The sequence below is a fragment of the Curtobacterium sp. NPDC087080 genome, from assembly GCF_044745105.1.
GTDB lineage: Bacteria > Actinomycetota > Actinomycetes > Actinomycetales > Microbacteriaceae > Curtobacterium.
In genome coordinates this window covers 589,975-613,982 of the sequence record NZ_JBIUZP010000001.1, presented here as the reverse complement: position 1 = coordinate 613,982, position 24,008 = coordinate 589,975, and the positions used below count along the sequence as shown (strand labels likewise).

General features: G+C 72.7%; 19 protein-coding genes and 1 other RNA gene. 16 read left to right on the top strand and 4 right to left on the bottom strand.

The window, feature by feature from the left end:
- Positions 1–5 precede the first annotated feature (5 nt).
- Positions 6–845, bottom strand: coding sequence for a siderophore-interacting protein (locus tag ACIPEQ_RS02840; protein WP_402713945.1), 840 nt, complete (start codon positions 843–845; stop codon positions 6–8).
- A 57-nt stretch (positions 846–902) separates the two neighbouring features.
- Between ACIPEQ_RS02840 and ACIPEQ_RS02835 the strand changes: the two genes are divergently transcribed.
- From ACIPEQ_RS02835 to ACIPEQ_RS02790, 10 genes are all read left to right on the top strand, one after another.
- Positions 903–1,580 carry a heme oxygenase (biliverdin-producing) gene (locus ACIPEQ_RS02835; protein WP_402713944.1) on the top strand — a complete coding sequence of 226 codons (678 nt, stop codon included), beginning with the start codon at positions 903–905 and terminating at the stop codon, positions 1,578–1,580.
- Between the two features lie 141 nt (positions 1,581–1,721).
- On the top strand, positions 1,722–4,373 hold the full coding sequence (locus tag ACIPEQ_RS02830; RefSeq protein ID WP_402713942.1) for a phosphoenolpyruvate carboxylase: 2,652 nt from the start codon (positions 1,722–1,724) through the stop codon (positions 4,371–4,373).
- 128 nt (positions 4,374–4,501) lie between these two features.
- Positions 4,502–5,719 (top strand): multidrug effflux MFS transporter, encoded by a 1,218-nt coding sequence (locus tag ACIPEQ_RS02825; RefSeq protein WP_402713941.1) that lies wholly within the window; start codon positions 4,502–4,504, stop codon positions 5,717–5,719.
- Between the two features lie 56 nt (positions 5,720–5,775).
- Positions 5,776–6,114, top strand: coding sequence for an STAS domain-containing protein (locus tag ACIPEQ_RS02820; RefSeq protein WP_126892432.1), 339 nt, complete (start codon positions 5,776–5,778; stop codon positions 6,112–6,114).
- The gene (locus ACIPEQ_RS02815; RefSeq protein ID WP_250367572.1) at positions 6,111–6,524 is read left to right on the top strand and encodes an ATP-binding protein; all 414 of its coding nucleotides are present in this window, start codon (positions 6,111–6,113) and stop codon (positions 6,522–6,524) included. The genes ACIPEQ_RS02820 and ACIPEQ_RS02815 overlap by 4 nt, the downstream gene beginning before the upstream one ends.
- 124 nt (positions 6,525–6,648) lie before the next feature.
- Complete coding sequence (locus tag ACIPEQ_RS02810; RefSeq protein ID WP_402713939.1) at positions 6,649–7,614, top strand: AraC family transcriptional regulator; 966 nt, start codon at positions 6,649–6,651, stop codon at positions 7,612–7,614.
- 38 nt (positions 7,615–7,652) lie between these two features.
- The gene (locus ACIPEQ_RS02805) at positions 7,653–8,267 is read left to right on the top strand and encodes an RBBP9/YdeN family alpha/beta hydrolase (RefSeq protein WP_402713937.1); all 615 of its coding nucleotides are present in this window, start codon (positions 7,653–7,655) and stop codon (positions 8,265–8,267) included.
- 76 nt (positions 8,268–8,343) lie between these two features.
- Positions 8,344–9,507 carry a hypothetical protein gene (locus tag ACIPEQ_RS02800; RefSeq protein ID WP_402713936.1) on the top strand — a complete coding sequence of 388 codons (1,164 nt, stop codon included), beginning with the start codon at positions 8,344–8,346 and terminating at the stop codon, positions 9,505–9,507.
- A 57-nt stretch (positions 9,508–9,564) separates the two neighbouring features.
- Positions 9,565–10,479, top strand: coding sequence for a Nif3-like dinuclear metal center hexameric protein (locus ACIPEQ_RS02795; RefSeq protein WP_402713934.1), 915 nt, complete (start codon positions 9,565–9,567; stop codon positions 10,477–10,479).
- Entirely contained in the window at positions 10,476–11,210 is a 735-nt protein-coding gene (locus ACIPEQ_RS02790) for a zinc ribbon domain-containing protein (protein ID WP_402713933.1), read from the top strand. The genes ACIPEQ_RS02795 and ACIPEQ_RS02790 overlap by 4 nt, the downstream gene beginning before the upstream one ends.
- Before the next feature lie 96 nt (positions 11,211–11,306).
- Here the strand turns inward: ACIPEQ_RS02790 and rnpB are convergent.
- The 3 genes from rnpB to map form a co-directional block, all read right to left on the bottom strand.
- Positions 11,307–11,661, bottom strand: an RNA gene (rnpB, locus tag ACIPEQ_RS02785) — RNase P RNA component class A.
- A 190-nt stretch (positions 11,662–11,851) separates the two neighbouring features.
- A complete protein-coding gene (gene ppgK / locus ACIPEQ_RS02780) occupies positions 11,852–12,601 on the bottom strand; it encodes a polyphosphate--glucose phosphotransferase (protein WP_066654024.1) in 750 nt (249 codons plus the stop codon).
- Positions 12,602–12,629: 28 nt separating this feature from the next.
- Entirely contained in the window at positions 12,630–13,493 is an 864-nt protein-coding gene (gene map / locus ACIPEQ_RS02775; protein ID WP_402713931.1) for a type I methionyl aminopeptidase, read from the bottom strand.
- Between the two features lie 531 nt (positions 13,494–14,024).
- Here map and ACIPEQ_RS02770 point away from each other — a divergent pair.
- The 6 genes from ACIPEQ_RS02770 to ACIPEQ_RS02745 all read left to right on the top strand — a co-directional run bounded on the left by ACIPEQ_RS02770 (position 14,025) and on the right by ACIPEQ_RS02745 (position 23,691).
- Positions 14,025–14,204: an SPOR domain-containing protein gene (locus ACIPEQ_RS02770; RefSeq protein WP_058729959.1), complete on the top strand. Its 180-nt coding sequence runs from the start codon at positions 14,025–14,027 to the stop codon at positions 14,202–14,204.
- A 36-nt stretch (positions 14,205–14,240) separates the two neighbouring features.
- Positions 14,241–15,578: a type I glutamate--ammonia ligase gene (glnA, locus tag ACIPEQ_RS02765; protein ID WP_209825144.1), complete on the top strand. Its 1,338-nt coding sequence runs from the start codon at positions 14,241–14,243 to the stop codon at positions 15,576–15,578.
- A 21-nt stretch (positions 15,579–15,599) separates the two neighbouring features.
- Positions 15,600–18,572 (top strand): bifunctional [glutamine synthetase] adenylyltransferase/[glutamine synthetase]-adenylyl-L-tyrosine phosphorylase, encoded by a 2,973-nt coding sequence (locus ACIPEQ_RS02760; RefSeq protein ID WP_402713930.1) that lies wholly within the window; start codon positions 15,600–15,602, stop codon positions 18,570–18,572.
- A 502-nt stretch (positions 18,573–19,074) separates the two neighbouring features.
- Positions 19,075–20,730, top strand: a complete 1,656-nt coding sequence (locus ACIPEQ_RS02755; RefSeq protein ID WP_402713928.1) for a glycosyltransferase family 2 protein — start codon at positions 19,075–19,077, stop codon at positions 20,728–20,730.
- Positions 20,723–22,270 (top strand): glycoside hydrolase family 26 protein, encoded by a 1,548-nt coding sequence (locus tag ACIPEQ_RS02750; protein WP_402713927.1) that lies wholly within the window; start codon positions 20,723–20,725, stop codon positions 22,268–22,270. Before ACIPEQ_RS02755 ends, ACIPEQ_RS02750 begins: the two co-directional genes overlap by 8 nt.
- Positions 22,267–23,691, top strand: coding sequence for a UDP-glucose/GDP-mannose dehydrogenase family protein (locus ACIPEQ_RS02745; protein ID WP_250367563.1), 1,425 nt, complete (start codon positions 22,267–22,269; stop codon positions 23,689–23,691). The genes ACIPEQ_RS02750 and ACIPEQ_RS02745 overlap by 4 nt, the downstream gene beginning before the upstream one ends.
- The last annotated feature ends 317 nt before the right edge of the window (positions 23,692–24,008 follow it).

The window sequence follows — 24,008 nt, the reverse complement described above, 5'->3', positions numbered from 1 at the left end:
CCCGGTCAGTCCGCGAAGATGACGCCCACGGGCTCGCGCTTCTCCTCCTGGAACCGGTCCTCGGCCCGGCCGAGGGCCCAGTACGCGGACAGGGACAGCTCCGCCTTCTCGAGCCCCCAGTCGTCCTGCAGCAGCCGCCGCAGGGCCTTCACCGCGGTCCGTTCGCCGTGCGCGAAGACCTGCACCGGCCGGGAGGCACGGGGCAGCTCCCGTGCGGCGGCCACCAGCAGCGTGCCCGGCTCGGCGCCGGCGGCGTCCCGGTGCAGCCACCGCAGGTCGACGCCGACCGGGTGCGCGAGCGGCTGCTCGTCGGCTGCGCCGCCGACCTCGACGAGCGCGACGCCGCGCGCGTCGGCAGGCATCGCGGCGAGGGCCGAACCGATCGCGGGCAGCGCGCTGTCGTCGCCGAGCAGCACGTGGGTGACGGACGGGTCCTGCGACGGTGCGTACCTGCCACCGGGCCCGGACAGGGCGAGCAGGTCACCGGGCTCGGCGGCGGCGGCCCACGGTCCGGCGAGGCCCTCGTCGCCGTGCACCACGAAGTCGATCGCGATGGTCCCGGCGACGTGGTCGACGGAGCGGACCGTGTACGTCCGGCGCGCGGGCCGCTCGTGCTTCGGCAGGGACTCGCGCAGCGCCTCGAGGTCGTAGGGCGGGGTCAGGCCGCTCGACGGCGGCGCGAGCAGGAGCTTGACGTACCCGTCGGTGGCGGCGAGTCGGTCCGGGTCGGCGCCGTCGACGAAGTCCCGGAAGGCCGGGCCGCCCAGGTGGACCCGGACCATGTGCGGGGTCAGGCGCTCCGTCCGCTCGACGACGAAGACGTGCTGGGTGCGCGTGGGACTCATCCTGGGATTCCTCTTCCGGTGCTCGACCTTGCCAGCTACTGAGGTTAGCCTCACCTCATGAGTCCGACCGTGACGCCGTTCTCCGAGCTCCTGCGCCGGCGCTCCCGCACCGCTGCGGGCCCGGCCGTGTGGACCGGGGGTGCGCACGACCTGCTCGCGGGGGAGTGCGACATCGCCGACTACGCCGACCTGCTCGGCCAGTACGCGGTCGTGTACGACGCCCTCGAGCGCGCGGCCGAACGGATGGCCGACCACCCCGTCGCCGCACCGTTTGTCACGACGCAGCTCACCCGGATGCCGGCGATCCGCGCCGACCTCGAGTACCTGGTCGGGCCCGACTGGTCCGAGCTCTGCTGCCCGACCGCGGCGACCACCGCGTACGTCCGTCGCCTGTGCGCCGTCGCGGCGACCTCGCCCGGGGCGTTCGTCGCGCACCACTACACCCGGTACCTCGGCGACCTGACCGGCGGCCCCACCCTGGCGCGGCTGCTCGAGGACCGGTTCGGCTTCGACACGAACGGCGTGCTCTTCACGATCTTCGACCAGGTGGCCGACCCCGCGGCGTTCGAGGACACGTACCGGGCGCAGCTCGACGCGGCACCCTGGTCCGACGCCGAACGCGATGCCGTGCTCGCCGAGGTCGAGCTGGCGGCGAGCCTGGACCGGGCGCTCGTGGCGTCGGTGCGTCGCCCGACGGCCGAGGACGACCGCGTCGCGTCGCTGCTCCCCGCCTGACCGGCTGCTGCTCCCCGCCCGATCGTGTCGCCCGATCGTGTCGCCCGCGGTCCGTCCGGACGGTCGTCGTCACGTGCCCGCGCGCGCCGGTACAGTGCTGGAGACCCGGGACACGGTCCCGGCGCAACGTGAGAGGAACCCATGACGGCGATCGACGGATCGACGCGCCACGGGCGCGCACGGGACGACGTCAGCGGCGCGGTCGACAGCGACCTGCGCGCGGACGTCCGGTACCTCGGCAACCTGCTCGGGCGGGTGCTGCGGGAGACCGGTGGCGACGAGCTGCTGCGCGACGTCGAGAGCCTGCGCGCCGCGGTCATCGAGGCGTACGAGGGCTCCGACGCCGAGGGTGCCGCCCGGGCCGAGGCGATCGTCGCCGGCATGTCCGCCGAGCGGGCCGAAGCCGTCGCCCAGGCCTTCACGACCTACTTCCACCTGACGAACCTGGCCGAGGAGCACCACCGCGTGCGCGTCCTCCGGGCCCGCGGTGACGACGGCGGACTGCCGGGCGACTCGTTCCCCGCCACCTACGCCTCACTCGTCGAGCAGGTCGGCGAGGACGAGGCCGCCGCGCGCCTGGCCGACCTGCGGTTCCACCCGGTGCTCACCGCGCACCCGACCGAGGCCCGCCGTCGCGCGGTGACCACGGCGGTGCGTCGCATCACGGACCTGATCGACGAGCGCGACCGCTCCCGCAACGCGACCGCGCGTGCCGAGAACGAGCGTCGGCTGCTCGAGGAGATCACGACCCTCCTGCGCACCTCGCCGCTCCGCACGACCCGCCCGACCCCGCTCGACGAGGTCCGCACGGCGATGAGCGTGTTCGACCAGACCCTGTTCGAGATCGTGCCGCAGGTCTACCGCCTGCTCGACGACCGGCTGCTCGGGGACGACGCCGGTCGGGTGCCGGTGACCGCCCCGGCCTTCGTGCGCTTCGGCACGTGGATCGGCGGCGACCGGGACGGCAACCCGCACGTCACCGCCGCCGTCACGAAGCAGGCCGCCGACATCGCCGCCGAGCACATCCTGCTCGGCCTCGCCCGCGCTGCGACCCGTATCGGCTCGGCACTGACGCTCGACGCAGCCGAGACCCCCGCGGACGCCGGCCTGCAGGCCCTCGTCGCCGCACAGGAGCAGCTCGACCCGGGCATCGCCGAGCGCATCGGTGTCCGCGCCCCGAACGAGACCCACCGCCGCGCACTGCTCTTCGTCGCCGCCCGACTCCGCGCCACCCGCCGCGGTCAGGACGGCCTGGCGTACGGCAGTCCCGAGGAGCTCCTCGCCGACCTCCGGGTGATCCAGGCGTCGCTCGTCGCCGCCGGTGCGGTCCGGACGGCGAACGGCGACCTGCAGAACCTCGTGTGGCAGGTCGAGACGTTCGGCTTCCACCTCGCCGAGCTCGAGGTGCGCCAGCACTCCCAGGTGCACCGCACCGCGTTGGCCGAGATCCACGCCGGTGGCGAGCTGTCCGAGACGACCGAGGAGGTCCTCTCGGTGTTCCGCACCGTCGCCGACCTCCAGCAGCGCTACGGCGTCCGGGCGGCGCACCGCTACATCGTCTCCTTCACGCAGTCGGCCGCCGACCTGGCGAACGTGCACGAACTCGCCCGGGCCGCCTGCGGTGACGCGGCCCCCGTGCTCGACGTCATCCCGCTGTTCGAGACCTTCGCCGACCTGCACGCGAGCGTCGACATCCTCGACGAGGCCGTCCGCACCGAGCCGTTCCAGCGGCGGCTCGCGGCGACCGGGCGCCGGCTCGAGGTCATGCTCGGCTACTCCGACTCCTCGAAGGACGTCGGCCCGGTGTCGGCGAACCTGGCGCTGTACGACGCCCAGGCGCGGATCGCCGACTGGGCGCGGGAGCACGACGTCGAGCTGACGCTGTTCCACGGCCGCGGCGGGTCGCTCGGCCGTGGCGGCGGTCCGGCGAACGAGGCCGTCCTCGCGCAGCCGCCGGGGTCGATCGACGGACGGCTCAAGCTCACCGAGCAGGGCGAGGTCATCTTCGCCCAGTACGGCGACCAGGACATCGCGGCACGACACCTGGAGCAGATGGCCTCGGCGACGCTGTTCGCGTCGTCGCCGTCGAACGAGGAGCGCACGGCCGTCGCGGCGACCCGCTTCGCCGACCTCGCGCAGCAGCTCGACGACGTCTCGCGCCGCGCCTTCTACGACCTGGTGAAGGCCGACGGCTTCGCGCCGTGGTTCGCCCGCGTGACCCCGATGGAGGAGATCGGCCTCCTGCCGCTCGGCTCCCGCCCCGCCCGACGCGGCCTGAGCGTCGAGTCGCTCGAGGACCTCCGTGCGATCCCGTGGGTGTTCTCGTGGACGCAGGCGCGCATCAACCTGGCCGGCTGGTACGGCCTGGGTTCCGCGCTCGAGGCCGTCGGCGACGTCGACGCCCTGCGCGCCGCGTACGCCGAGTGGCCGCTGTTCGGCGCGATGATCAAGAACGTCGAGATGTCGCTCGCGAAGACCGACGAGCAGATCGCCCGCCGCTACCTCGAGCTCGCCGACCGCGACGACCTCGCCGCGAAGGTGCTCGACGAGATGCTCCGCACCCGCGAGTGGGTGCTGCGGGTGTCCGGCGGCAGCGACGTGCTCGAGGACCGCCCGGTGCTCGCCCGTGCCGTGCGCCTGCGCAGCCCGTACGTCGACGCACTGTCGCACCTGCAGCTCCGTGCCCTGCGGGCGATCCGGACCTCCGGCAGCACCGACCCGACGGACGGCGACCACCGCCTGCTCCTGCTCACCGTCAACGGCGTGGCGGCCGGCCTGCAGAACACGGGCTGAGCCCGCTGGTCGCGGACGCGGACGCGGACGCGGACGCGACCGCGAGACGAAGGGGAGGCGCGGTGCCGGACGGTACCGCGCCTCCCGTCCGTCGTCGGGTCGATCCGCACGGGCGTAGCGTGGCGTCGGTGACGACGGAGCGCGCGGGGACCGGACCGACGACCCAGACGAGCGGGGTCCTGCCGCCGATCGTCCCGCTGGCGCTCATCGTCGGGGTGTCGCCCTTCGCGACGGACATGTACATCCCGGCGCTGCCGACGATCGCGCGCGAGCTCGGGACGACGCCGGGCGTCGTGCAGTTGTCCCTCACGGCGTTCCTCGTCGCGTTCGCCGTCGGGCAGCTCCTCGCCGGACCGGTGAGCGACGGGATCGGACGTCGGCCGCTGCTGCTCGTCGGGACCGCCGGTTTCGCGCTGGCCTCGATCGGGTGCGCGCTCGCGCCCGACGCCGGCATCCTCGTCGTCGCCCGGGTGCTGCAGGGGCTCGCCGGAGCGGCCGGAGCGGTGGCCGGGCGCGCGATGGTGTCCGACACGACGACCGGACCGCGGACCGCGAAGGTGTTCGGCACCCTCGCCGCGATCAACGCGATCGGCCCCGTCGTCGCACCGCTGGCGGGCGGTGCCGTGCTCACGGTCGGCTCGTGGCGCCTGATGTTCGTCGTCCTCGCGGTGCTCGGCGCGGCCTTCACCGTCGCGGTGGTCCTGCGCTTCGGGGAGACCCTGCCGCCGGCAGCGCGGGGCGGCACCGGGTTCCGGGCGAACGGGCGACGCATCCGCGACCTGCTCGCGATCGGGCGGTTCCGGGCGTACGTGCTGACGGGGGTGCTGTCCACGATCGGGTTCTTCGCCTACATCGCGACGAGTTCGTTCGTGTTCCAGCAGCAGTACGGCTTCTCGGAAGCGCTGTACACGCTCGTGTTCGCCACGAACGCCTCGATGATGGTCGTCACGACGCTCGTGTTCCGGCGCGTGGTCGGGCGGTTCTCCGAGGACACCCTGCTGACCGCCGGTCTCGCCACGGGGACGCTCGGCAGTGCGGTCGTGCTGGTCGCCGCCCTCGCCGGGCTGGGGCCCGTGGCGGTGTGGTGCGCGCTCGCGGTGGTCACGGGCGCCTGGGGCTTCGTGCTCCCCGCGGCGATGACCCGGACGCAGCACGTCGGCGCTGCGCACCCCGGGACCGCCGCCGCGCTGCAGGGCGGTCTCACGTTCGGCCTCGGGGGGCTGGGCACCCCGCTCGCGGGTGTGCTCGGCGGGAGCGCGACCGCGATGGGGGCGGTGATGGTGACGCTCATGGCGGCCGCCGTCGTCGTCCAGGTCCTCGCGACGCGGCGAGGCCGTACCGCTTGACGGCTCGCACCCGGTAGGTTGCTGGTGCACCCGTACCGAACCGAGGAGGCCCCTGCATGGACATCGTCGTACACGAGGCAACAGACGACACCGCCGTGCTCGAGTGCAGCGGACGACTGAACATGGTGAGCGCGGGTGCCTTCCGCGAGACCGTCGCGAAGGTCGTCGAGGGCGGACGCGCGCGTCTGGTCGTCGAGCTCTCCGGCGTCGAGTTCATGGACTCGTCCGGACTGGGCGCCCTGGTCGGCTGCCTCAAGACCGCTCGGCAGGCCGGGGGAGACCTCCGGCTCGCAGCCCCCTCGGAGCAGGTGCAGATGGTGCTCAAGCTCTCCAACATCGACAAGATCCTGCGGACGTACCCGGACGGGGACGCCGCGGTGACGAACTGGGGATGACGGTGACCAAGGGCGAGCACGTCCTCGACCTCGCCTGCCCGCCCGACGACGTGACGGCGGTGCACACCTTCCTGTCCTCGGTGTGGGACCACGAGCCCGACCTGTCCCAGGAGGACCGGATGGCGCTCGAGCTCGCCCTCGTCGAGCTCGCCTCGAACGTCATCGAGCACGGTGCGGGCGGTGGTCGCGTGTCCTGTTCGCTCCGGATGGACGTCGGCCCCGACGACGTCACGGTGTCGCTGTCGGACGACGGCGTGCCCGTGCTCGTCGACCCGTCGGCGGCGTCCCTGCCCGACGCGCTGGCCGAGGGTGGCCGTGGGCTCGCGCTCGTGCAGATGGTCGTCGACGACCTGCGCTACGAGCGGGTCGACGACCGCAACCGCTGGACCGTCCGCCGCGGGCGGCACTGACGCCCGATCGTCCGGTCCGCGCGCCGGACCGCCGATCATCCGGTTCCCGCACGGCGGGAGCCGGTCCGCGCACGCGCCGCCGACGCGCGTGCCGATCGGCGGTCGTCGTGACACGCTCGGCCAGGTGACGACCGAGACGCGCGCAGACTCGCGGATGCGCTACGAGGCCGCGGGCACCGACCTGGGTGCGGCGCTCCAGCTGTTCTCCGACGCGTACGACGGCGCGCACTTCGCGGCCCGCCACACGTCGCGGACCTTCGGCTACCGCTTCAAGGCGGTCGGAGACGCCTCGATGTCCTTCCGGTCGACGCACTTCGACGCGCAGGCGACGGGTGAAGCGTCGTCCGGCGACGACTACGCCGTCATGTGGACGACCGACGGCGGCGGCACGGTCGACATCGGGCGGGACGAAGCGTCCTTCGCTCCGGGGCACGCGCTGGTGTTCCCCGCCGGACGACCGTTCGTGTTCGAGGTCGAGGACGTCCGCCAGAACCTCGTGCACTTCGACCGGCGGTTCCTCGAGGGAATCGCCGCCGAGGAACACGGCGGTAGCGCGGGCGCGATCGTCTTCGACCACACCGCCCGGCCCGGGACCGACGACCTGCGGCTGTGGAACGCCCAGGTACGGCGGGCAGCGCAGGTCGTCCTCGGCGCGACGGCGCCGTCGCCGCTCGTCATGGCCGAGACCGCTCGCGAGACCGCCCTGGCGATGCTCCGGACCTTCCCGCACGAGCAGCTCGCACCCGAGGTCACGGTGCCGCAGGGCGCGACGAGCCGCGTCCGCGAGGCGATCGAGTACATGCACGCCTACGCGCACACCCCGATCACCACGACCGACGTCGCCGAGCACGTCGGGCTCAGCGTGCGTGGACTGCAGCAGGCGTTCCAGCGCCAGGTCGGGACCGCGCCGAACGCGATGCTCCGCGGCATCCGGATGGACCGAGTGCGGGAGGAACTCCGTCGGGGTGCCCCCACCGAGCTCACCGTCGCAGCCGTCGCCGTCCGGTGGGGCTTCGCGCACCTCGGTCGCTTCTCGGCCGCGTACGCGAAGCGCTTCGGCGAGTACCCGCGCGACACCCTGCACGCCTGACGCCCGTGGTCGCCGGCCGCCCCGCTACGCTTCCCGGGATGGAGGAGCAGCTGCGCCCGGCGGACCGGCACCCGTGGGTCGTCGTCCCGGGCATCTGGGGATCGGACGCCGAGCACTGGCAGTCCCGCTGGCAGGACGAGCGGGGCGAGGCCGCCGTGCGCATCGCGCCGTCGTCGTGGTCGGAGCCCGAGCCCGACGACTGGGACCGCGCGATCTCCGTGGCCGTCGACGCCTGCGCGCGGCCGCCGTTGCTCGTCGCACACAGCCTCGGCGTCCTGGCGGTCGCCCGGTGGCTGGCGGAGCACGCCGCAGGGCACGGCGCCGGGCGGGTCCTCGGCGCGTTCCTCGTGGCGCCCCCGGACCCGGACGCCCCGGTGTTCCCCGCCGAGGCCGCCCGCTTCCACGCCCCGCAGCGCGCCGTCGCGGTACCGACCGTGCTCGTGGTCAGCGACGACGACCCGTACTGCTCCGCCGACCGCGCCGTGGAGTTCGCCGGCGTGCTCGGGTCCCGGGTGCTCCGCGTGGGGGACCGGCAGCACGTGAACGTGGCCAGCGGCGTCGGCGCCTGGCTCGAGGGACGGCGCATGCTCGACGGCTTCGCGGAGTCGCTCCCGAGGCCGCGACACGCCGCTCACCTCCGGCCCGGAACGTGACGTCCGAGGGCTCGGGATGCGCGACACACCGCGGATCTCCCCGCTCCCGGCCCGTGTGATATCTATCCTGCGTCACATGGAGACCCAGCCCGGTGCACGCACCCCCCTCGTCGACCCGTTCGGTCGCGAGCTCGAGGAGTGGCTCCGAGACGTCCCGGCCACCCGCGCGCCGTACCTGGCGGACCTCGTGGTGCCGCCGGTCACGGGTCCCGTGCAGCGCCCGGTGACGACGGACGCCGTCCCGGAGCAGCCCGCCGCCGACACCGCGCGGCCGGCCGACACCGAGCTCGCCGCCACCGAGCTCGCCGACACCGCGCAGCCGGCCGACACCGCGCGGCCCGCAGCCGCCGAGCCCGCCGACACCACCGCCTTCCGTCGCCGCGACCGTGCACGGCACGTCGCCGTCTGCGCCCCGTCGTTCCCCGAGCCGCCCGCCCGCATCGCGTTGCGCATCGAGGACCTGGCGGTCGAGGTCTCCGCCACGAGCGGCCGCAGCACGATCGAGCGCATCGTGCTGCTCGAGGACGAGGTCGCCCGCCGCGACGAGGACCTCGCACGCCTCGCCGCGTGGGAGGCCACCGTCGCCCACCTCGACGACGCCGAGGTCGAGGCTGCCCGTGCCTTCGCCCGCTCGGTGTTCGCGGACCTGCTCGCCGATGCCGCTGACGAGGCAGCACGCCGTGACCGAGCCGCTCTCCGACGCGCTGCCACGACGCCGATCCCGACGCCCCTGCGCGGAGCCGTGGCCCCTCGTGCCGCGGCGCCCCGCGCCGACGTGACGACGCCGACCCGTCCGGTGCAGCGTGCCACGACGCCGCCGAGCGCCGACCGCCTGAGCGCGACCCTGGCCGCGAGCACGAGCACCGTCACCACCGACGCCACCGGCGCCGCGGTGACCGCCCCGGAACGGAAGGCGCCCGTCCGGCCGGCCCTGGGCCTCCCGGTCGGATCGCCGCTGTCGGCCTCGACCCGGCCCACCCCGTTGGTCCAGCCGGCGACCGGCCCCACCGTCATCGACCGGGCGGCGTTCGCGGCGGCGCTGACCGCGCACGAGGGCGTCACGGCGAGCACCCCCGTCGTGCTGCCGGACGCGGTGTCGCTGCCCGCAAGCGCAAGCGCGAGCTCGAGCAAGGCGGACCATGACGACGACCACGGCTCCGCGCCGACGACGGCCGGAGCGGACAGCGGCTGGTGGACGCGACTCGTCGCCCGCCTGCGCTCGCTGTTCGGCCGCCGCTGAGCGCCCCGGCCCTGCACGAGCGACCTCGTCGCGCCCGCGTCTCGGTAGACTGACGGGATGCCGACGCTCCGCGAACTCCAGGCCGTCATCGAGGACCTGTGGCCCGCCGCCGGCGCCGAGTCCTGGGACGCCGTCGGGCTCGTCTCCGGGTACCCGGACCAGCAGGTCGAGCACGTGCACCTCGCCGTCGACGCCGTGCCCGCGACCGCGGACGAGGCCGTTGCCCTCGGTGCTGACCTGCTCCTCACGCACCACCCGCTCCTGCTGCGCGGGGTCACCACGATCGACGAGACGACCGCCAAGGGTCGTGTCCTGGCGACGCTCGTGCGGGGCGGGACGGCCCTGCTCGCCGCGCACACGAACGCCGACGTCGTGACGACCGGTACCTCCGCCGTGCTCGCGGACCGGCTCGGGCTCGTCGACCAGCGCCCGATCGAGCCCGGTGCCGACCCCTCGACCGGCATCGGGCGCGTCGGGGTCCTGCCCGACGGCACCACCCTCGGCGCGCTCGCGCGGCAACTCGTCGACCTGCTCCCGCCCACCGCGACCGGTGTCCGTGTCTCGGGCGACTTCGACCGGGCCGTCCGGACCGTCGCCCTGTGCGCCGGAGCCGGCGACAGCCTGCTCGGAGAGCCCGCCGTCCGTACTGCCGACGTCTACGTCACGAGCGACCTGCGCCACCACCCGGCGTCGGAGTTCCGTGAGCAGGCCCTGCTCACCGACGGTCCCGCGCTGGTCGACACCTCGCACTGGGCGACCGAGTGGCTCTGGCTCGACGTCGCGGCCGAGCAGCTCCGACGGCTCGCCGGGGTCCGGGTGACCGTCAGCGACCTGCGCACCGATCCCTGGGACTTCGCCGTCCTGCCCGCGGCCGAGCCCGTCGCGCCCGCGCCCGCCGAGCCGACCGCAGCCGCCGAGCCTGTGGCCGGCACCCCCACCCCCGCACCCGCCCACGAAGGAGACCGACCGTGAAGGCAGCACCCGAGGACCAGGTCGTCCTCCTCGACCTCCAGCGCCTCGACAACGACGTGACCCGTCTGTCGCACCGCATCACCGCCCTGCAGAAGGGCGACCGGCTCACCGAGCTCGGCACGACCGCCGCCTCGCTGCGCGCCGAGCTCGCCGCCGCGACCGGGCTGGTCGAGGACGCCGAGCGGGAGCTCGCCCGTCTGGAGTCCGACACCGCCACGGCGCAGGCCCGCATCGAACGGGACACCACGATGCTGCAGAACGTGGCGAGCGCGAAGGACGCCGCCGGGCTCGAGAGCGAGATGGCGTCCCTCCGTCGTCGCATCGGGGACCTCGAGACCGCCGAGCTCGAGGTCATGGAGCAACTCGACGTGCACCGCGCCCGCGTCGGGGACATCGAGGGGAAGCTCGCCCAGGTCGAGGCCGACCGTGCCACCCTGGTCGCCGAGCGCGACACCGAGATCGCCCGCGTCGAGGCCGACCGCGAGTCCGCCGTGCAGAGCCGTGCGGCCGTCGCGGCGAAGGTGCCCGAGGACCTGCTGGCGCTCTACGACCGCCAGCGTGCGCGTTACGGCTTCGGTGCGTCCCTGCTGCAGGGCGGGGTGTCCACCGCCTCCGGCGTGACCCTCACGAACTCAGACCTGCAGGACATCCGTCGGGCCGCGCCCGACGACGTCGTGCTGTGCCCCGACAGCGACGCGATCCTGGTGCGCACGGCCGAGTCCGGCCTGTAGACGCGCCGGACCCGACGGACGGGAGGCTCGTGGCGGCACCGCCACGCGCCTCCCGTCCGTCGTCGTATCGCGGGGCGCGCACGTGGTGCGTGGGTGCGAACGGGCCGGCCGTACGCCGGGTTCTGTCCCGCTCTCGCGGTGACGGCCATCTCTCTCGGACCGACGTTGCCGCCGGCCTCCAGCGGTCCACCCGAGGACTCAGCGAGCAGCCTCGTCGTCCTCTGTCTGACCTTGCTCCGGGCGAGGTTTACCGAGCGGATCCGGTCACCCGGACCCCTGGTGGTCTCTTACACCACCGTTTCACCCTTACCGACGTCGCCGCCGGCGGTCTGCTTTCTGTGGCACTGTCTCGCGGATTGCTCCGGGTGGGTGTTACCCACCGCCCTGCTCTGTGGAGCCCGGACGTTCCTCGGCGCTCCCGGGGGAGCGACGCGACCGTCTCACCGACCCGTTCGCAGTGCCGAGTCTACCGCTGCCACCGCGACCCGGTGTCCTGCCTGGCGTGCCGGCGGCCAGGCTCCCGGACTCCCAGGCTCCCTCGGCCGCCGAGCGGGCCAGATCTGTCACGCTCGATGCCGCTCCCTGACCGATCGCACCCGATCGACGGACCACGCGCGGCATGTCCTGCCCGCTCGCGGCCGCTACTTGCTCCGGGCCGCCAGGGTCGCCGCGCCGATGATGCCGGCGTTGTTGCGGAGGGTCGCGGGGATGATGTCCGCCTGCAGGTCGAGCAGCGGCAGGAACTCCTCGTGGTGCTTCGACACGCCACCGCCGACGACGAAGAGCTCGGGGGAGAGCAGCGCCTCGAGCGTCGAGTAGTACTTCTGCAGGCGCTTCGCCCAGTGCTTCCAGGACAGCTCGTCCCGCTCCTTCGCCGCGAACGAGGCCTTCGTCTCGGCGTCGTGCCCGTCGATCTCCAGGTGGCCGAGCTCCGAGTTGACGATGAGCACACCGTCGTTGATCAGCGCCGTGCCGATGCCGGTGCCCAGGGTCGTGACGACGACGAGCCCGTCCTTGCCCTTCGCGGCACCGAACTGCTGCTCGGCGAACCCGGCGGCGTCCGCGTCGTTGACGAAGTGGATCGAGCGGCCGAGTTCCTTCTCGAACAGCGCCTCGGCCTCGAAGCCGATCCACTTCTTCGACACGTTCGCGGCGGACATGGTCTTGCCGTCGCGCACGATCGCGGGGAAGCAGACCCCGACGGGCACGTCCGCAGCCGGGGCGAGCTCGTCGAGGATCGACTTCGCCACCGCGACGATGTCGTGCGGCTTGCCGCCCTCGGGGGTGGCCTTCTTGATCCGGTCGGTCGTCAGCTCGCCGGTGGCGACGTCGACGATCGCGCCCTTGATGCCCGTACCGCCGATGTCGACGCCGACTGCGAGGGAGGTCATGAGAAGCGGTGCCTTTCGAGAGTGACCGTCAGGAGACGGTGAGGAGTTCCGCGCCGCGCTCGGTGACGACGAGGGTGTGTTCGAACTGTGCGGTCCAGGACTTGTCGCGCGTGCTCACGGTCCAGTCGTCCGACCAGATGTCTGCCTCGATGCCGCCGAGCGTGAGCATGGGTTCGATGGTGAACACCATCCCCGGCTCCATGACGTCGTCGAAGCGGGGCGCGTCGTAGTGGGGGATGATCAGCCCGGAGTGGAACGCCCGGCCGACGCCGTGGCCCGTGTAGTCACGGACGACGCCGTAGCCGAAACGCTTCGCGTAGGCCTCGATGGCCCGCCCGATGACGTTGACCTGGCGCCCGGGGGCCACGGCCTTGATCCCGCGCTCGAGCGCGGTGCGCGTGCGGTCCACCAGGTCCTGGACCTCCTGCGAGGCCTGCCCGACGACGAACGTGCGGTTCGTGTCGCCGTGCATGCCGTCCTTGTAGGCGGTGATGTCGATGTTGACCAGGTCACCCTCCTGCAGCACGGTGTCGTCCGGGATCCCGTGGCAGATGACCTCGTTGAGGCTCGAGCAGAGCGACTTCGGGTACCCGCGGTAGCCGAGCGTCGAGGGGTAGGCGCCGTGCGACACGACGAACTCGTGCCCGATCCGGTCGAGCTCGTCCGTGGTGATCCCGGGGCGGATGGCCTCGCCGACGGCGTCGATGGCCTGCGAGGCGATGCGACCGGCCGTCCGGATGCGCTCGACCTCCTCCGGCGTGTAGGTGTCGCCGAGGCCGTGCTCGTGCGGCTCGGCACGCCCGACGTACTCGGGACGCTCGATGTCCTTCGGCACGGGGCGCTGGGGGGAGATCCGGCCGGCGGTCAGGTGTCCGTGTGCGTCCCGGGGCATGCCGACCACTCTAACCGGGTGCGGCGCGCGGTCGTCCCGCGGGCCCCGGGTGTCCGCGCGGGACACCCCGTTGGTGCGCGAGACGCCGGCGTGCGCGCGGGAACCCGACCGGCACGGGTGCGGGACGCCGGCGTGCGCACGGGACACCTCGGTCGCGTCGGGACGCCGGCGTCGGCGGGAGACGCCCCGTCGGTGCCGAGACGCCGCGACATCCGACGGCGTCTCGGCGTGCCGAGGGCGTCCGGCGGTGACGCCGGCGTCCCGCGGCGCCACCCGGGGCACCGGCGACGCCCCTGCCTCGAACCCGCCCTCAGGACCACCCCGGCCCGGCCCGCCCCCGGCCCGGCCCGCCCCCGTCCCGTCTCGCTCCGCGACCCCGCGAGTCTCGCGCTGAGCGACCGATCGCGCGCCCCGATGCGCGAGAACCGTCGCGCAGCCCGAGACTCGGCTGCGGACCTGCCGTGCACCTGCCGCGCACCTGCCGCGCGCCGCACCCGGGCACGGCCCGACCCCCGTGGGTACGGTGGCGCCATGAGCGACGAACGCATCGAGTCCCAGTGGTGGTTCAACGAGAAGACGCACGAGGTGGAGCAGGGCCCGCAGTCGCCGCAGCGCGACCGGATCGGCCCGTTCGACACCCGTGAGGAAGCGCAACACGCCCTGGACCGCATCAAGGCGAACAACGAGCGCTGGGACGACGAGGACCAATAGGCTGGAGGCCCCAGCAGCACCACGGAAAGGGCGTCCATGGACAAGCAGACGGACTTCGTGCTCCGCACCATCGAGGAGCGGGGCATCAAGTTCATCCGACTCTGGTTCACCGACGTCATCGGCACGCTGAAGTCCGTCGCGATCGCCCCGGCCGAGGTCGAGGGTGCCTTCGCGGAGGGCATCGGGTTCGACGGTTCCGCGATCGAGGGCCTGACGCGGTCCTACGAGGCCGACGTCCTGGCGCACCCGGACCCCTCGACGTTCCAGATCCTGCCGTGGCGGGGCGAGGTCGACCCGACCGCCCGGATGTTCTGCGACATCACGACGCCCGATGGTCAGCCGGCGGTGGCCGACCCGCGCAACGTGCTGAAGCGGACGCTGGCGAAGGCGAGCGACCGCGGGTTCACGTTCTACACGCACCCCGAGATCGAGTTCTACCTGCTGAAGAGCCGCGACTGGGCGGACGGCGGCCCGCAGCCCGTCGACCAGGCCGGCTACTTCGACAACGTCCCCGGCGGCAGCGCCCACGACTTCCGCCGCCGCTCGGTGCGGATGCTCGAGGACCTCGGCATCTCGGTGGAGTTCTCCCACCACGAGGCCGGGCCGGGGCAGAACGAGATCGACCTCCGCTACGCCGACGCGCTGACGATGGCGGACAACATCATGACCTTCCGCACGGTGGTCAAGGAGGTCGCTATCGAGCAGGGCGTCTACGCGACGTTCATGCCGAAGCCGCTGTCGGGTCAGCCGGGCTCGGGCATGCACACGCACGTGTCGCTCTTCGAGGGCGACCAGAACGCCTTCTACGAGGCCGGTGGCGAGTACCAGCTGTCCCAGACGGCCAAGCACTTCATCGCGGGTGTGCTGAAGCACGCGCCGGAGATCACCGCGGTGACCAACCAGTTCGTCAACTCGTACAAGCGCCTGTGGGGCGGTGACGAGGCCCCGTCCTTCGTGACCTGGGGCCACAACAACCGTTCGGCGCTCGTCCGCGTGCCGCTGTACAAGCCGAACAAGGGCCAGTCCGCCCGCGTCGAGTACCGCGGCATCGACTCCGCCGCGAACCCGTACCTGGCGTACTCGCTGCTCCTCGCGGCGGGCCTCAAGGGCATCGACGAGGGCTACGAGCTCCCGCCGGAGGCCGAGGACAACGTCTGGAGCCTGTCCGACGCCGAGCGCAAGGCCCTCGGCTACAAGCAGCTCCCGGCCAGCCTCGACCACGCGCTCGGCCTGATGGAGGACTCGGAGCTCGTCGCCGAGACGCTGGGCGAGCAGGTCTTCAACTTCGTGCTGCTCAACAAGCGGCAGGAGTGGAAGGCCTACCGCGACCAGGTCACGCCGTTCGAGCTCCGCACCAACCTCGGCGCGCTCTAGCAGCCGCCGGGAGCGCCACGCATGACCGGTCGGACGAGGACGTCCCGTTCCGAGATGGCCCGCCTGGGCTTCGCGGAGCTGTCCGAGAGCCTGGAACGGATCGCCGGCCTGGAGGCGCGGTTCGGCCCCGACGTGCGGGTGCCGGTCACCGACGCCCCGGCGCTGTGGGAGTCCACGGCCGATCCCGACGGCGCGCTCCGGCTGCTCGAGCGGCTGCTCGAGCGTGCGCCGGACGAGCTCCGGCCGGTCCTGGCGGACCCGGCCGCCACGGAGCGGCTCGTCCGACTGCTCGGTGCGTCGACGGGCCTCGGCGAGTTCCTGCACCGCCGGCCGACGGAGATCGCCCTGCTGCTCGAACCGGTCGCCGCGCCGTGGTCGCAGGAGGCGTACACGGCGTCGCTGGCCGAGGCGGTGGCCGACACGACCGGTGAGGACGCCCGGCTCCGGCTCCGCGTGCGCTACCGGCGGCACCTGGCGCAGATCGCCCTGTTCGACGTGCTGCACCCCGCCCCGACCGAGGTGTTCCCGGCGGTCGCCGCGGGGCTCGCCGACCTGGCGGGCGCGGCGCTCGAGGCGGCGGTCGCCGTCGCACGACGCGAGGTCCCGTTCCCCGCCGCCGACGTCGAGGCCACGCCCCTCGCGGTGATCGGCATGGGGAAGGCCGGCGCCCGCGAGCTCAACTACGTCAGCGACGTCGACGTCATCTTCGTCACCGAGCCGACCCGCGACGACGACGCGGACACCGGCGTCGGCACCGACCGCGCCGTCCTCATCGCAACGCGCCTGGCCATCGCGGCGACGCACGCGATCACCGACCTCGCGGCCGAGCCCGCGCTGTGGGAGGTCGACGCGAACCTCCGGCCGGAGGGCAAGGACGGCGCGCTCGTCCGGACGCTCGACTCGCACGTGGCGTACTACGAGCGCTGGGCGAAGGGGTGGGAGTTCCAGGCGCTGCTCAAGGCGCGGCCGATCGCCGGCAGCCGAGACCTGGGGGAGCGGTACGCGGCCGCGGTCGCCCCCTTCGTGTGGAGCTCCGCCGGCCGACCAGGGTTCGTCGAGTCGGTCCAGCGGATGCGTGAGCGGGTCACCGACCACATCCCCGACGACGAGGTCGACCGGCAGATCAAGCTCGGACCCGGCGGCCTGCGCGACGTCGAGTTCACCGTGCAGCTGCTCCAGCTCGTGCACGGCCGCGACGACGAGTCCGTGCGGGTCCGCTCGACCCTCGAGGCGATGGACGCCCTGGCCGCCGCCGGCTACGTCGGTCGTCCCGAGGCGGCACGCTTCGGACCCGACTACGCCCTGCTGCGCCTGCTCGAGCACCGCATCCAGCTCCGGCGACTGCAGCGCACGCACCTGATGCCCGCGGACGAGGACGAGCTGCGGGTGCTCGCCCGGTCGACCGGTCTCGCGACCTCGGCCGCCGCGCTGGAGCAGCGGTGGCGGGGCGTGAAGCTCGAGGTCCGCGGACTGCACGAGCGGCTGTTCTACCGTCCGCTGCTGTCCGCGGTCGCGGCGACCGACGGCGACATCGTGCTGACGAACGACCAGGCGGCGGACCGGCTCGGGGCGATCGGCTTCGCGGACCCGGCCGGCGCCCTCGGCCACATCCGTGCGCTCACCCAGGGAACGAGCCGACGTGCGGCCATCCAGCGGAACCTGCTGCCGGTGCTCCTGCGGTGGATGGCGGAGGGGCCGGCTCCGGACCGCGCACTCCTGGCCTTCCGTCGCCTCAGCGACACCCTGGGGGAGTCGAGCTGGTTCCTCCGCATGCTCCGCGACTCGTCGGGCGCCGCGCACTCCCTGACGACCGTGCTGTCCGAGTCGGCGTTCCTCGCCGGTCTGCTCGAACGGTTCCCCGAGGCGGTCGCCTGGCTCGACGAGCCGGACGCGCTGCTCCGACCGAGGCCCCTCGCGTCGCTCCTCGCCGAGCACTCCGCGACGACCGCGCGGCACGGCGCCGACGTCGACGGCGCCGCCGCCCTCGTGCGGTCCGCCCGACGACGGGAGACCCTGCGGCTCGGCATGGCGGCCGTCCTCGGTCACCTGGACGTCGACGCGCTCGGCCCGGCGCTGTCCGACGTCACCGAGGCGACCCTCGCCGGTGCGCTCGCCCTCGCCCGACGGGACGCCCCGCCCGGGCTCGCGTTCGGCATCGTCGCGATGGGACGGTTCGGCGGTCGGGAGCTCGGCTTCGGGTCCGACGCCGACGTCCTCTACGTGTACCGGGCGTCCGGGGACCTCGCGCCGGAGCAGGCCTCGCGCGCCGCCCAGACGATCGTGCGCGAGCTGTCGCGGTTGACCGACGATGCGATCCACCCGTTCGAGCTCGACACCGACCTGCGGCCGGAGGGCAAGAACGGACCCGTCGTGCGCACGCTCGAATCGTACGGCGCCTACTACGCCCGGTGGTCGCTGACGTGGGAGGCACAGGCGCTCCTCCGTGCCCGCGGCGCCGTCGGCGACGACGCCCTGCTCCGCGACTTCGAGCACCTCGCCGACGGCACGCGGTACCCCGAGCGCATCGACGAGCAGGCGGTCCGCGAGGTCCGGCGCATCAAGGCTCGGGTCGAGTCCGAGCGGCTGCCGCGCGGGGCGGACCCGGCGCGGCACCTCAAGCTCGGCCGCGGATCGCTCAGCGACGTGGAGTGGTTCGTCCAGCTGCTGCAACTGCAGCACGCGACGACCGTGCCGGGGCTGCGGACGACGTCGACGCTCGAGGCCCTCGACGCCGCCACCGCCGCCGGGCTCGTCGCACCGGAGGACGCCGAACGCCTCGGTGCCGCCTGGCGCTTCGCCTCCCGCACCCGGAGTGCGCTCGTGCTCTGGTCGGGGAAGACCACCGACGTGCTGCCCGTCGACCGCGTGCAGCTCGAGGGGATCGCCCGGCTGATGGAGTACCCGCCGGGCTCGGCGTCGCGGCTCGAGGACGACTACCTCGGGGTCACTCGACGGGCCCGTCAGGTGTTCGAGCGGGAGTTCTACGGCGCCTGAGCGCCCCGCGACACGCCCGAGGCGACGTCGGCCGCGGAACGTGACGTGTCGTCGATGATGAATTCCCGGCGTCGCGCGGTGTCCCCCGGGGAACGGTGTGCTGTACCCCGCGACGATCGGTCCGTCGGGCCGTGACCGGACCGTGATCGACGGTCGACGAGGTCGTGGCGAGCCGAGATGACCAGGTGACCCCTGAACAGGGGTAAGGGCTTCTGATCTGGGGTTCCCCCGCGAACCGCGGCGCGCCTCCCGGCCGGTCGGCGCGCGGTGTTGCGCGCTGCAGGACGGTGGACCGGTCCACCTTCCTGCTGTCAGCAGCAGTGCGGACAACGGCGTCGCCGCGTGAGGGGGACCGAGTTGTACCCCGTCACGTGCCGGAAACACCCCCGGACAGGGGTCGCGTTGCGGCGACACCCAGCTTCTGTCTCAATGGGCTCACCCGAACCGCCCACGGTTCCTCGATGAAGCGGAATCCCCACCTCGAACGTTGAAGCAGGGATCGATGTTCACCTTCATTCTGCAGATCCGGCAGATGGTCGACGGGCACCCCGAGTTCTACCTGTTCGCCGTGTACTCCGCGGTGATCTGGTTGCTCTGGCTGCTCAAGGTCCTCCTGTCCGCCCGCTACCGCCCCTTCACCGGCACCTACACCGGCACCACCAGCGTGGTCGTCCCCGTCGTCGACGAGCCGATCGACCTCTTCCGCGACGTGATCGGCCGCATGGTCGAACAGGGTCCCGGCGAGATCATCGTCGTGATCAACGGCGCGAGGAACGAGGCGTTGGAGCAGGTGTGCGACGAGTTCGCCCCGCTCGTCCGCTGGACCCACACGCCCATCCCGGGCAAGCGCAACGCCGTCAAGGTCGGCACCGAGATGTCCACCGGTGACATCACCGTGCTCGTCGACTCCGACACGGTGTGGACGCCCGGCACGCTCTCCGAGCTGCTGAAGCCGTTCGCCGACGAGTCCGTCGGCGGGGTCACCACCCGCCAGCGCATCCTCGAGCCGACGCGCTCGTGGATCACCCGGTGGGCCGACTGGCTCGAGAACTCGCGGGCGCTCTACTCGATGCCGGCGCAGAGCGTGCTCGGCCAGATCGGGTGCCTGCCGGGCCGGACGATCGCGTTCCGCCGGAACATCCTCGTCCGGGTCATGGACCGGTTCATGCACGAGAAGTTCATGGGGGTGTTCCTCGAGGTGTCCGACGACCGGACCCTGACGAACCTGACCCTCAAGGAGGGCTACCGGACCGTGTACCAGTACACGTCGCTGGTCTACACGGACGCTCCGCTGCAGGTGAAGAAGCTGTTCAAGCAGCAGCTCCGCTGGGCGCGCGGCTCGCAGTACAACACGCTGCGGATGCTGCCGTGGATGCTCGGGCACGCGCCGATCCTGGCGGTCTTCTTCCTGACCGACATCATCCTGCCGTTCATGCTCTTCGGTGTGATCGCCGGCTGGATCTACCGCGCCGTGACCGGGCAGGGCGAGAACCTGTACCAGGGCATCCTGCAGCAGTACGGCTTCTCGACGGGGTTCGTCTACGTCGCCGGACTCATGGTCGTGTCGAGCGTGCTGAGCATGGCGATCCGACAGATGCGGCACCTCGCCGAGAAGCCGAGCGACTTCTTCCGCCTGCCGATGTTCATCATCGTGTCGACGTTCTTCCTCATGCCGATCCGCCTCATCGGCTTCTTCCGGCTGGCGCACGCGTCCGGCTGGGGCACCCGCGCCGGAGCCTACGCCGGCGGTCCGATGGAGGAGGACCCGGCGGACGCCGTCCAGCCGAACGCACTCGGTGCACCGCCGGTCAGTCCGGTCGACGCCGGTCTGCCGCCGGTGGACGCCGGTCTGCCGCCGGTGGACCGCACCGACGTCGTCCGCTCGCGTGCGGAGGCGGACGCCGCCCGCTCGCGTGTCGGCGGCGACGACCAGGCCGCGGCCGACCGCGCGTTCGACGAGCTCTTCGGGGCCGACGTCACGACGAACTCGACCGCGACGGTGCTCGCCACGCGACGGTCGGCGGCTGTGGCAGCGTCCGCGCCCGCCGCGCCCGCTCGTCCGGCGGTCGCCAAGGCCCGTCGTGTCAATCCCTACGCGGCGATCCCGTACCTCATCGGGTTCGCGGTCTTCGCACTGGAGGCGTTCCTCATTGTCTGACCTCATCCGTTCCACCAGCACGTGGTGGGCACAGTCCAGCAAGCACGCCCGTCGTACCGCCATCGGCACGGCCGCGATCGTCCTGGTGCTCGGCCTGATCACGTGGACCGTCTGGGTCTCGCCGGCCGGCCCCGTGTCGAGTGCCGTGCAGACCGCCCTCGGCGTCACCCCGCCGAAGACGAAGCAGCCCACGGTCGCCGAGCTCAGTGCGAAGCTCGACGCCGCGCAGCGGACCATCTGGCAGCTCGAGGGCAAGCTCGACTCCTCGGGAGCACAGGCCGGTTCGCGGGCCGAGGAGATCACCCGCCTCAAGGCGCAGATCGCCTCGCTGCAGTCCGACCTCGGTGCGGCGACGAGCGGCGGGAAGGCGTCGGCAGCCGGGTCCGGCTCGGGCGGGGCCGCTGACGGCTCCTCCTCCGCCGGGAAGGGCTCGGGCGGGGGCGCCGCGGGGAACCCCGCCGGTGGCTCCGGCGGGAGCTCCGGCTCCGGCGCGTCCGGCGGGACCGGTGGGAACGCCGGCACGTCGAAGGACCCCGTCGCGTCCGAGCCGATCACGACCCCGACCAAGGCACAGATCCTCGGCCAGCAGTCCCGCTGGTACGGGCTCTACACGACGCAGTCCCCGTTCAACTGGGCAGAGTACGACCGCGTCACGCAGGAGGTCGGCCGCGCCACGAACATGGTCGGGTACTTCCAGGGCTTCGACCAGGACTTCAACGCGAGCGCGGTCCAGCGGTCGTGGGCGAACGGCCGCCTGCCGATGATGACGTGGGAGACCGTCCCCGCGAAGACCGGCAACGACCAGCCGTACGTCGAGGGCTACACGAACCAGGACATCGTCTCCGGGAAGTTCGACGACTACCTCGCGTCCTACGCGTCGGCGCTGAAGGCGAACGGCATGCCCGTCGTCATCCGCCTCGACCACGAGATGAACGGCCAGTGGTACAACTGGTCCGAGGGGTCGAAGCAGCAGAACGCGCCGGGCTCGTACGTCGCGATGTGGAAGCACGTGCACGACGTCTTCCAGGCCAACGGGGCGAACGACTACGTCATCTGGAACTGGTCGCCGTCGCGCATCGACAAGCTCGGCAACGCGACGTACCAGACGCTCGACTACATGCGGCAGTACTACCCGGGCGCGGACTACGTCGACTGGGTCGGCATGAGCGGCTACTACCGCACGGCCACCGAGCAGCCCACGTTCCAGAACACCTTCGGCGCCACCCTCGCGCAGCTCCGGCAGGTTGCTCCCGGCAAGCACATCCTGCTGAACGAGATCGGCGCGACCGAGACCGGGGGCACCGTCTCGGACAGCCAGAAGTCGCAGTGGATCGCCTCGCTCTTCGACGCCCTCGCCGATCCCGCCAACCGCGACGTCATCGGCTTCGCCTACTTCAGCCAGGTGGCCACGACCATCGTCGACGGCTCCCGCACCACCAACGACTGGCGCCTCGACTCCCGCGCCGACAGCCTGGCGACCTTCGCCGAGGGCATCGCCCGCACCGACACCGACTACGACCTGCAGGAGGTCAAGCAGTGACCGCTCAGAAGAAGACCGACGCCGCCGACGTGCGGCCGGCTCCCGTCATCAGCGTCATCGGCACCGGGTACCTCGGCGCCACCCACGCGGCCGCCATGGCCGAGATGGGCTTCGAGACCATCGGCGTGGACGTCGACCCCGCGAAGCTCGCCGCCCTGTCCGCCGGCGAGGTGCCGTTCTACGAGCCCGGCCTGCCCGAACTCATCACGAAGCACGTCGCCACCGGGAAGCTCCGCTTCACGGCCGACCTCGCCGAGGCCGTCGCCGCGGCGGACGTCCACTTCGTCTGCGTCGGCACGCCGCAGAAGGCCGGGTCGCACGCTGCGAACCTGACCTACGTCGAGGCTGCCACCCGCGGGGTCGCCGAGCACCTCACCCACCCCGGGCTCATCGTCGGCAAGTCCACGGTGCCCGTCGGGACCGCCGAGCGGTTGCGGGGCATCGTCCGCGAGTTCAGCCCCGCCGGCATCCAGGCCGAACTCGTCTGGAACCCGGAGTTCCTCCGCGAGGGCAAGGCCGTCGACGACACCCTCCACCCGGACCGACTGGTCTGGGGCGGCGCCTCGGCCGCGGCGGACGCCGTGATCCGTGAGGTCTACGCCGCGCCGATCGCCGAGGGCACCCCGGTCATCTCGACCGACCTCGCGACCGCCGAGCTCGTGAAGGTCAGCGCGAACGCGTTCCTCGCGACGAAGATCTCGTTCATCAATGCGATCTCCGAGATGTGCGCGATCACCGGAGCCGACGTCACGACGCTCGCCGATGCCCTCGGGCACGACGTCCGCATCGGCAGGAAGTTCCTGAACGCCGGTCTCGGCTTCGGAGGCGGCTGCCTGCCGAAGGACATCCGTGCGCTGATGCACCGCGCGAACGAGATCGGCGCCGGTCGGGTCGTCGGGCTCATGCAGCAGGTCGACGAGATCAACATGGGGCAGCGCGAGCGGGTGATCGACATGACGATCGAGGCGCTCGGAGGCTCCGTGCTGAACCGCCGCGTGGCCGTGGTCGGCGCCGCGTTCAAGCCGCTCACCGACGACGTCCGCGACTCCCCGGCGCTCAACGTGGCGGCCGCGCTGCACCTCCGGGGTGCGCAGGTCACGCTGTGGGACCCGGAGGCGAACGAGACCGCCCGGCGGTCCTTCCCGACGCTGTCCTACGCCGCCACGAAGGAGGACGCCGTCGAGGGTGCCGACGTCGTGCTCGTCCTCACCGAGTGGGACGAGGTCGTCCAGGCGTCGCCCGTGGCGCTCGGGTCGCTCGTCGGGCGTCGCGTCGTCATCGACGCGCGCAACTGCCTCCCGGTCGCCGACTGGGTCGAGGCGGGGTGGTCCGTCCGTTCCCTGGGGCGGCCCACGCCGGTCACGGGTGCACCCGTGAGCGTGGCGGCGGGGGCGAACGACGTGCTGGCCACGGCGCGGTAGTCGTCACCGCCAGGAGCGGGGTCCGTGCCGGGGCGGCGCGGGCCCCGCTCTCGCGTGAGTGCGTGCTCTCCGGGCGTACTCGGCGGTTCCGGGCGTACCTGGCGGTTCCGGGCATACTCAGTCGTTCCGGGCGTACCTGGTCGTTTCGGGCGTACCTGGTGGTCCGTTCCGACCAGGCACGCCCGTTCCTCCTTGCCATCGCAACCGAGATGGGAAGGAACGGGCAAGCAACGTGCGACGGCCTGGAGGCGCGGCGCCGGTCCGCCGGACCGGCACCGGGCCACCAGGCGGTCCCGTCCACTGCCCGTGCGCCGTCG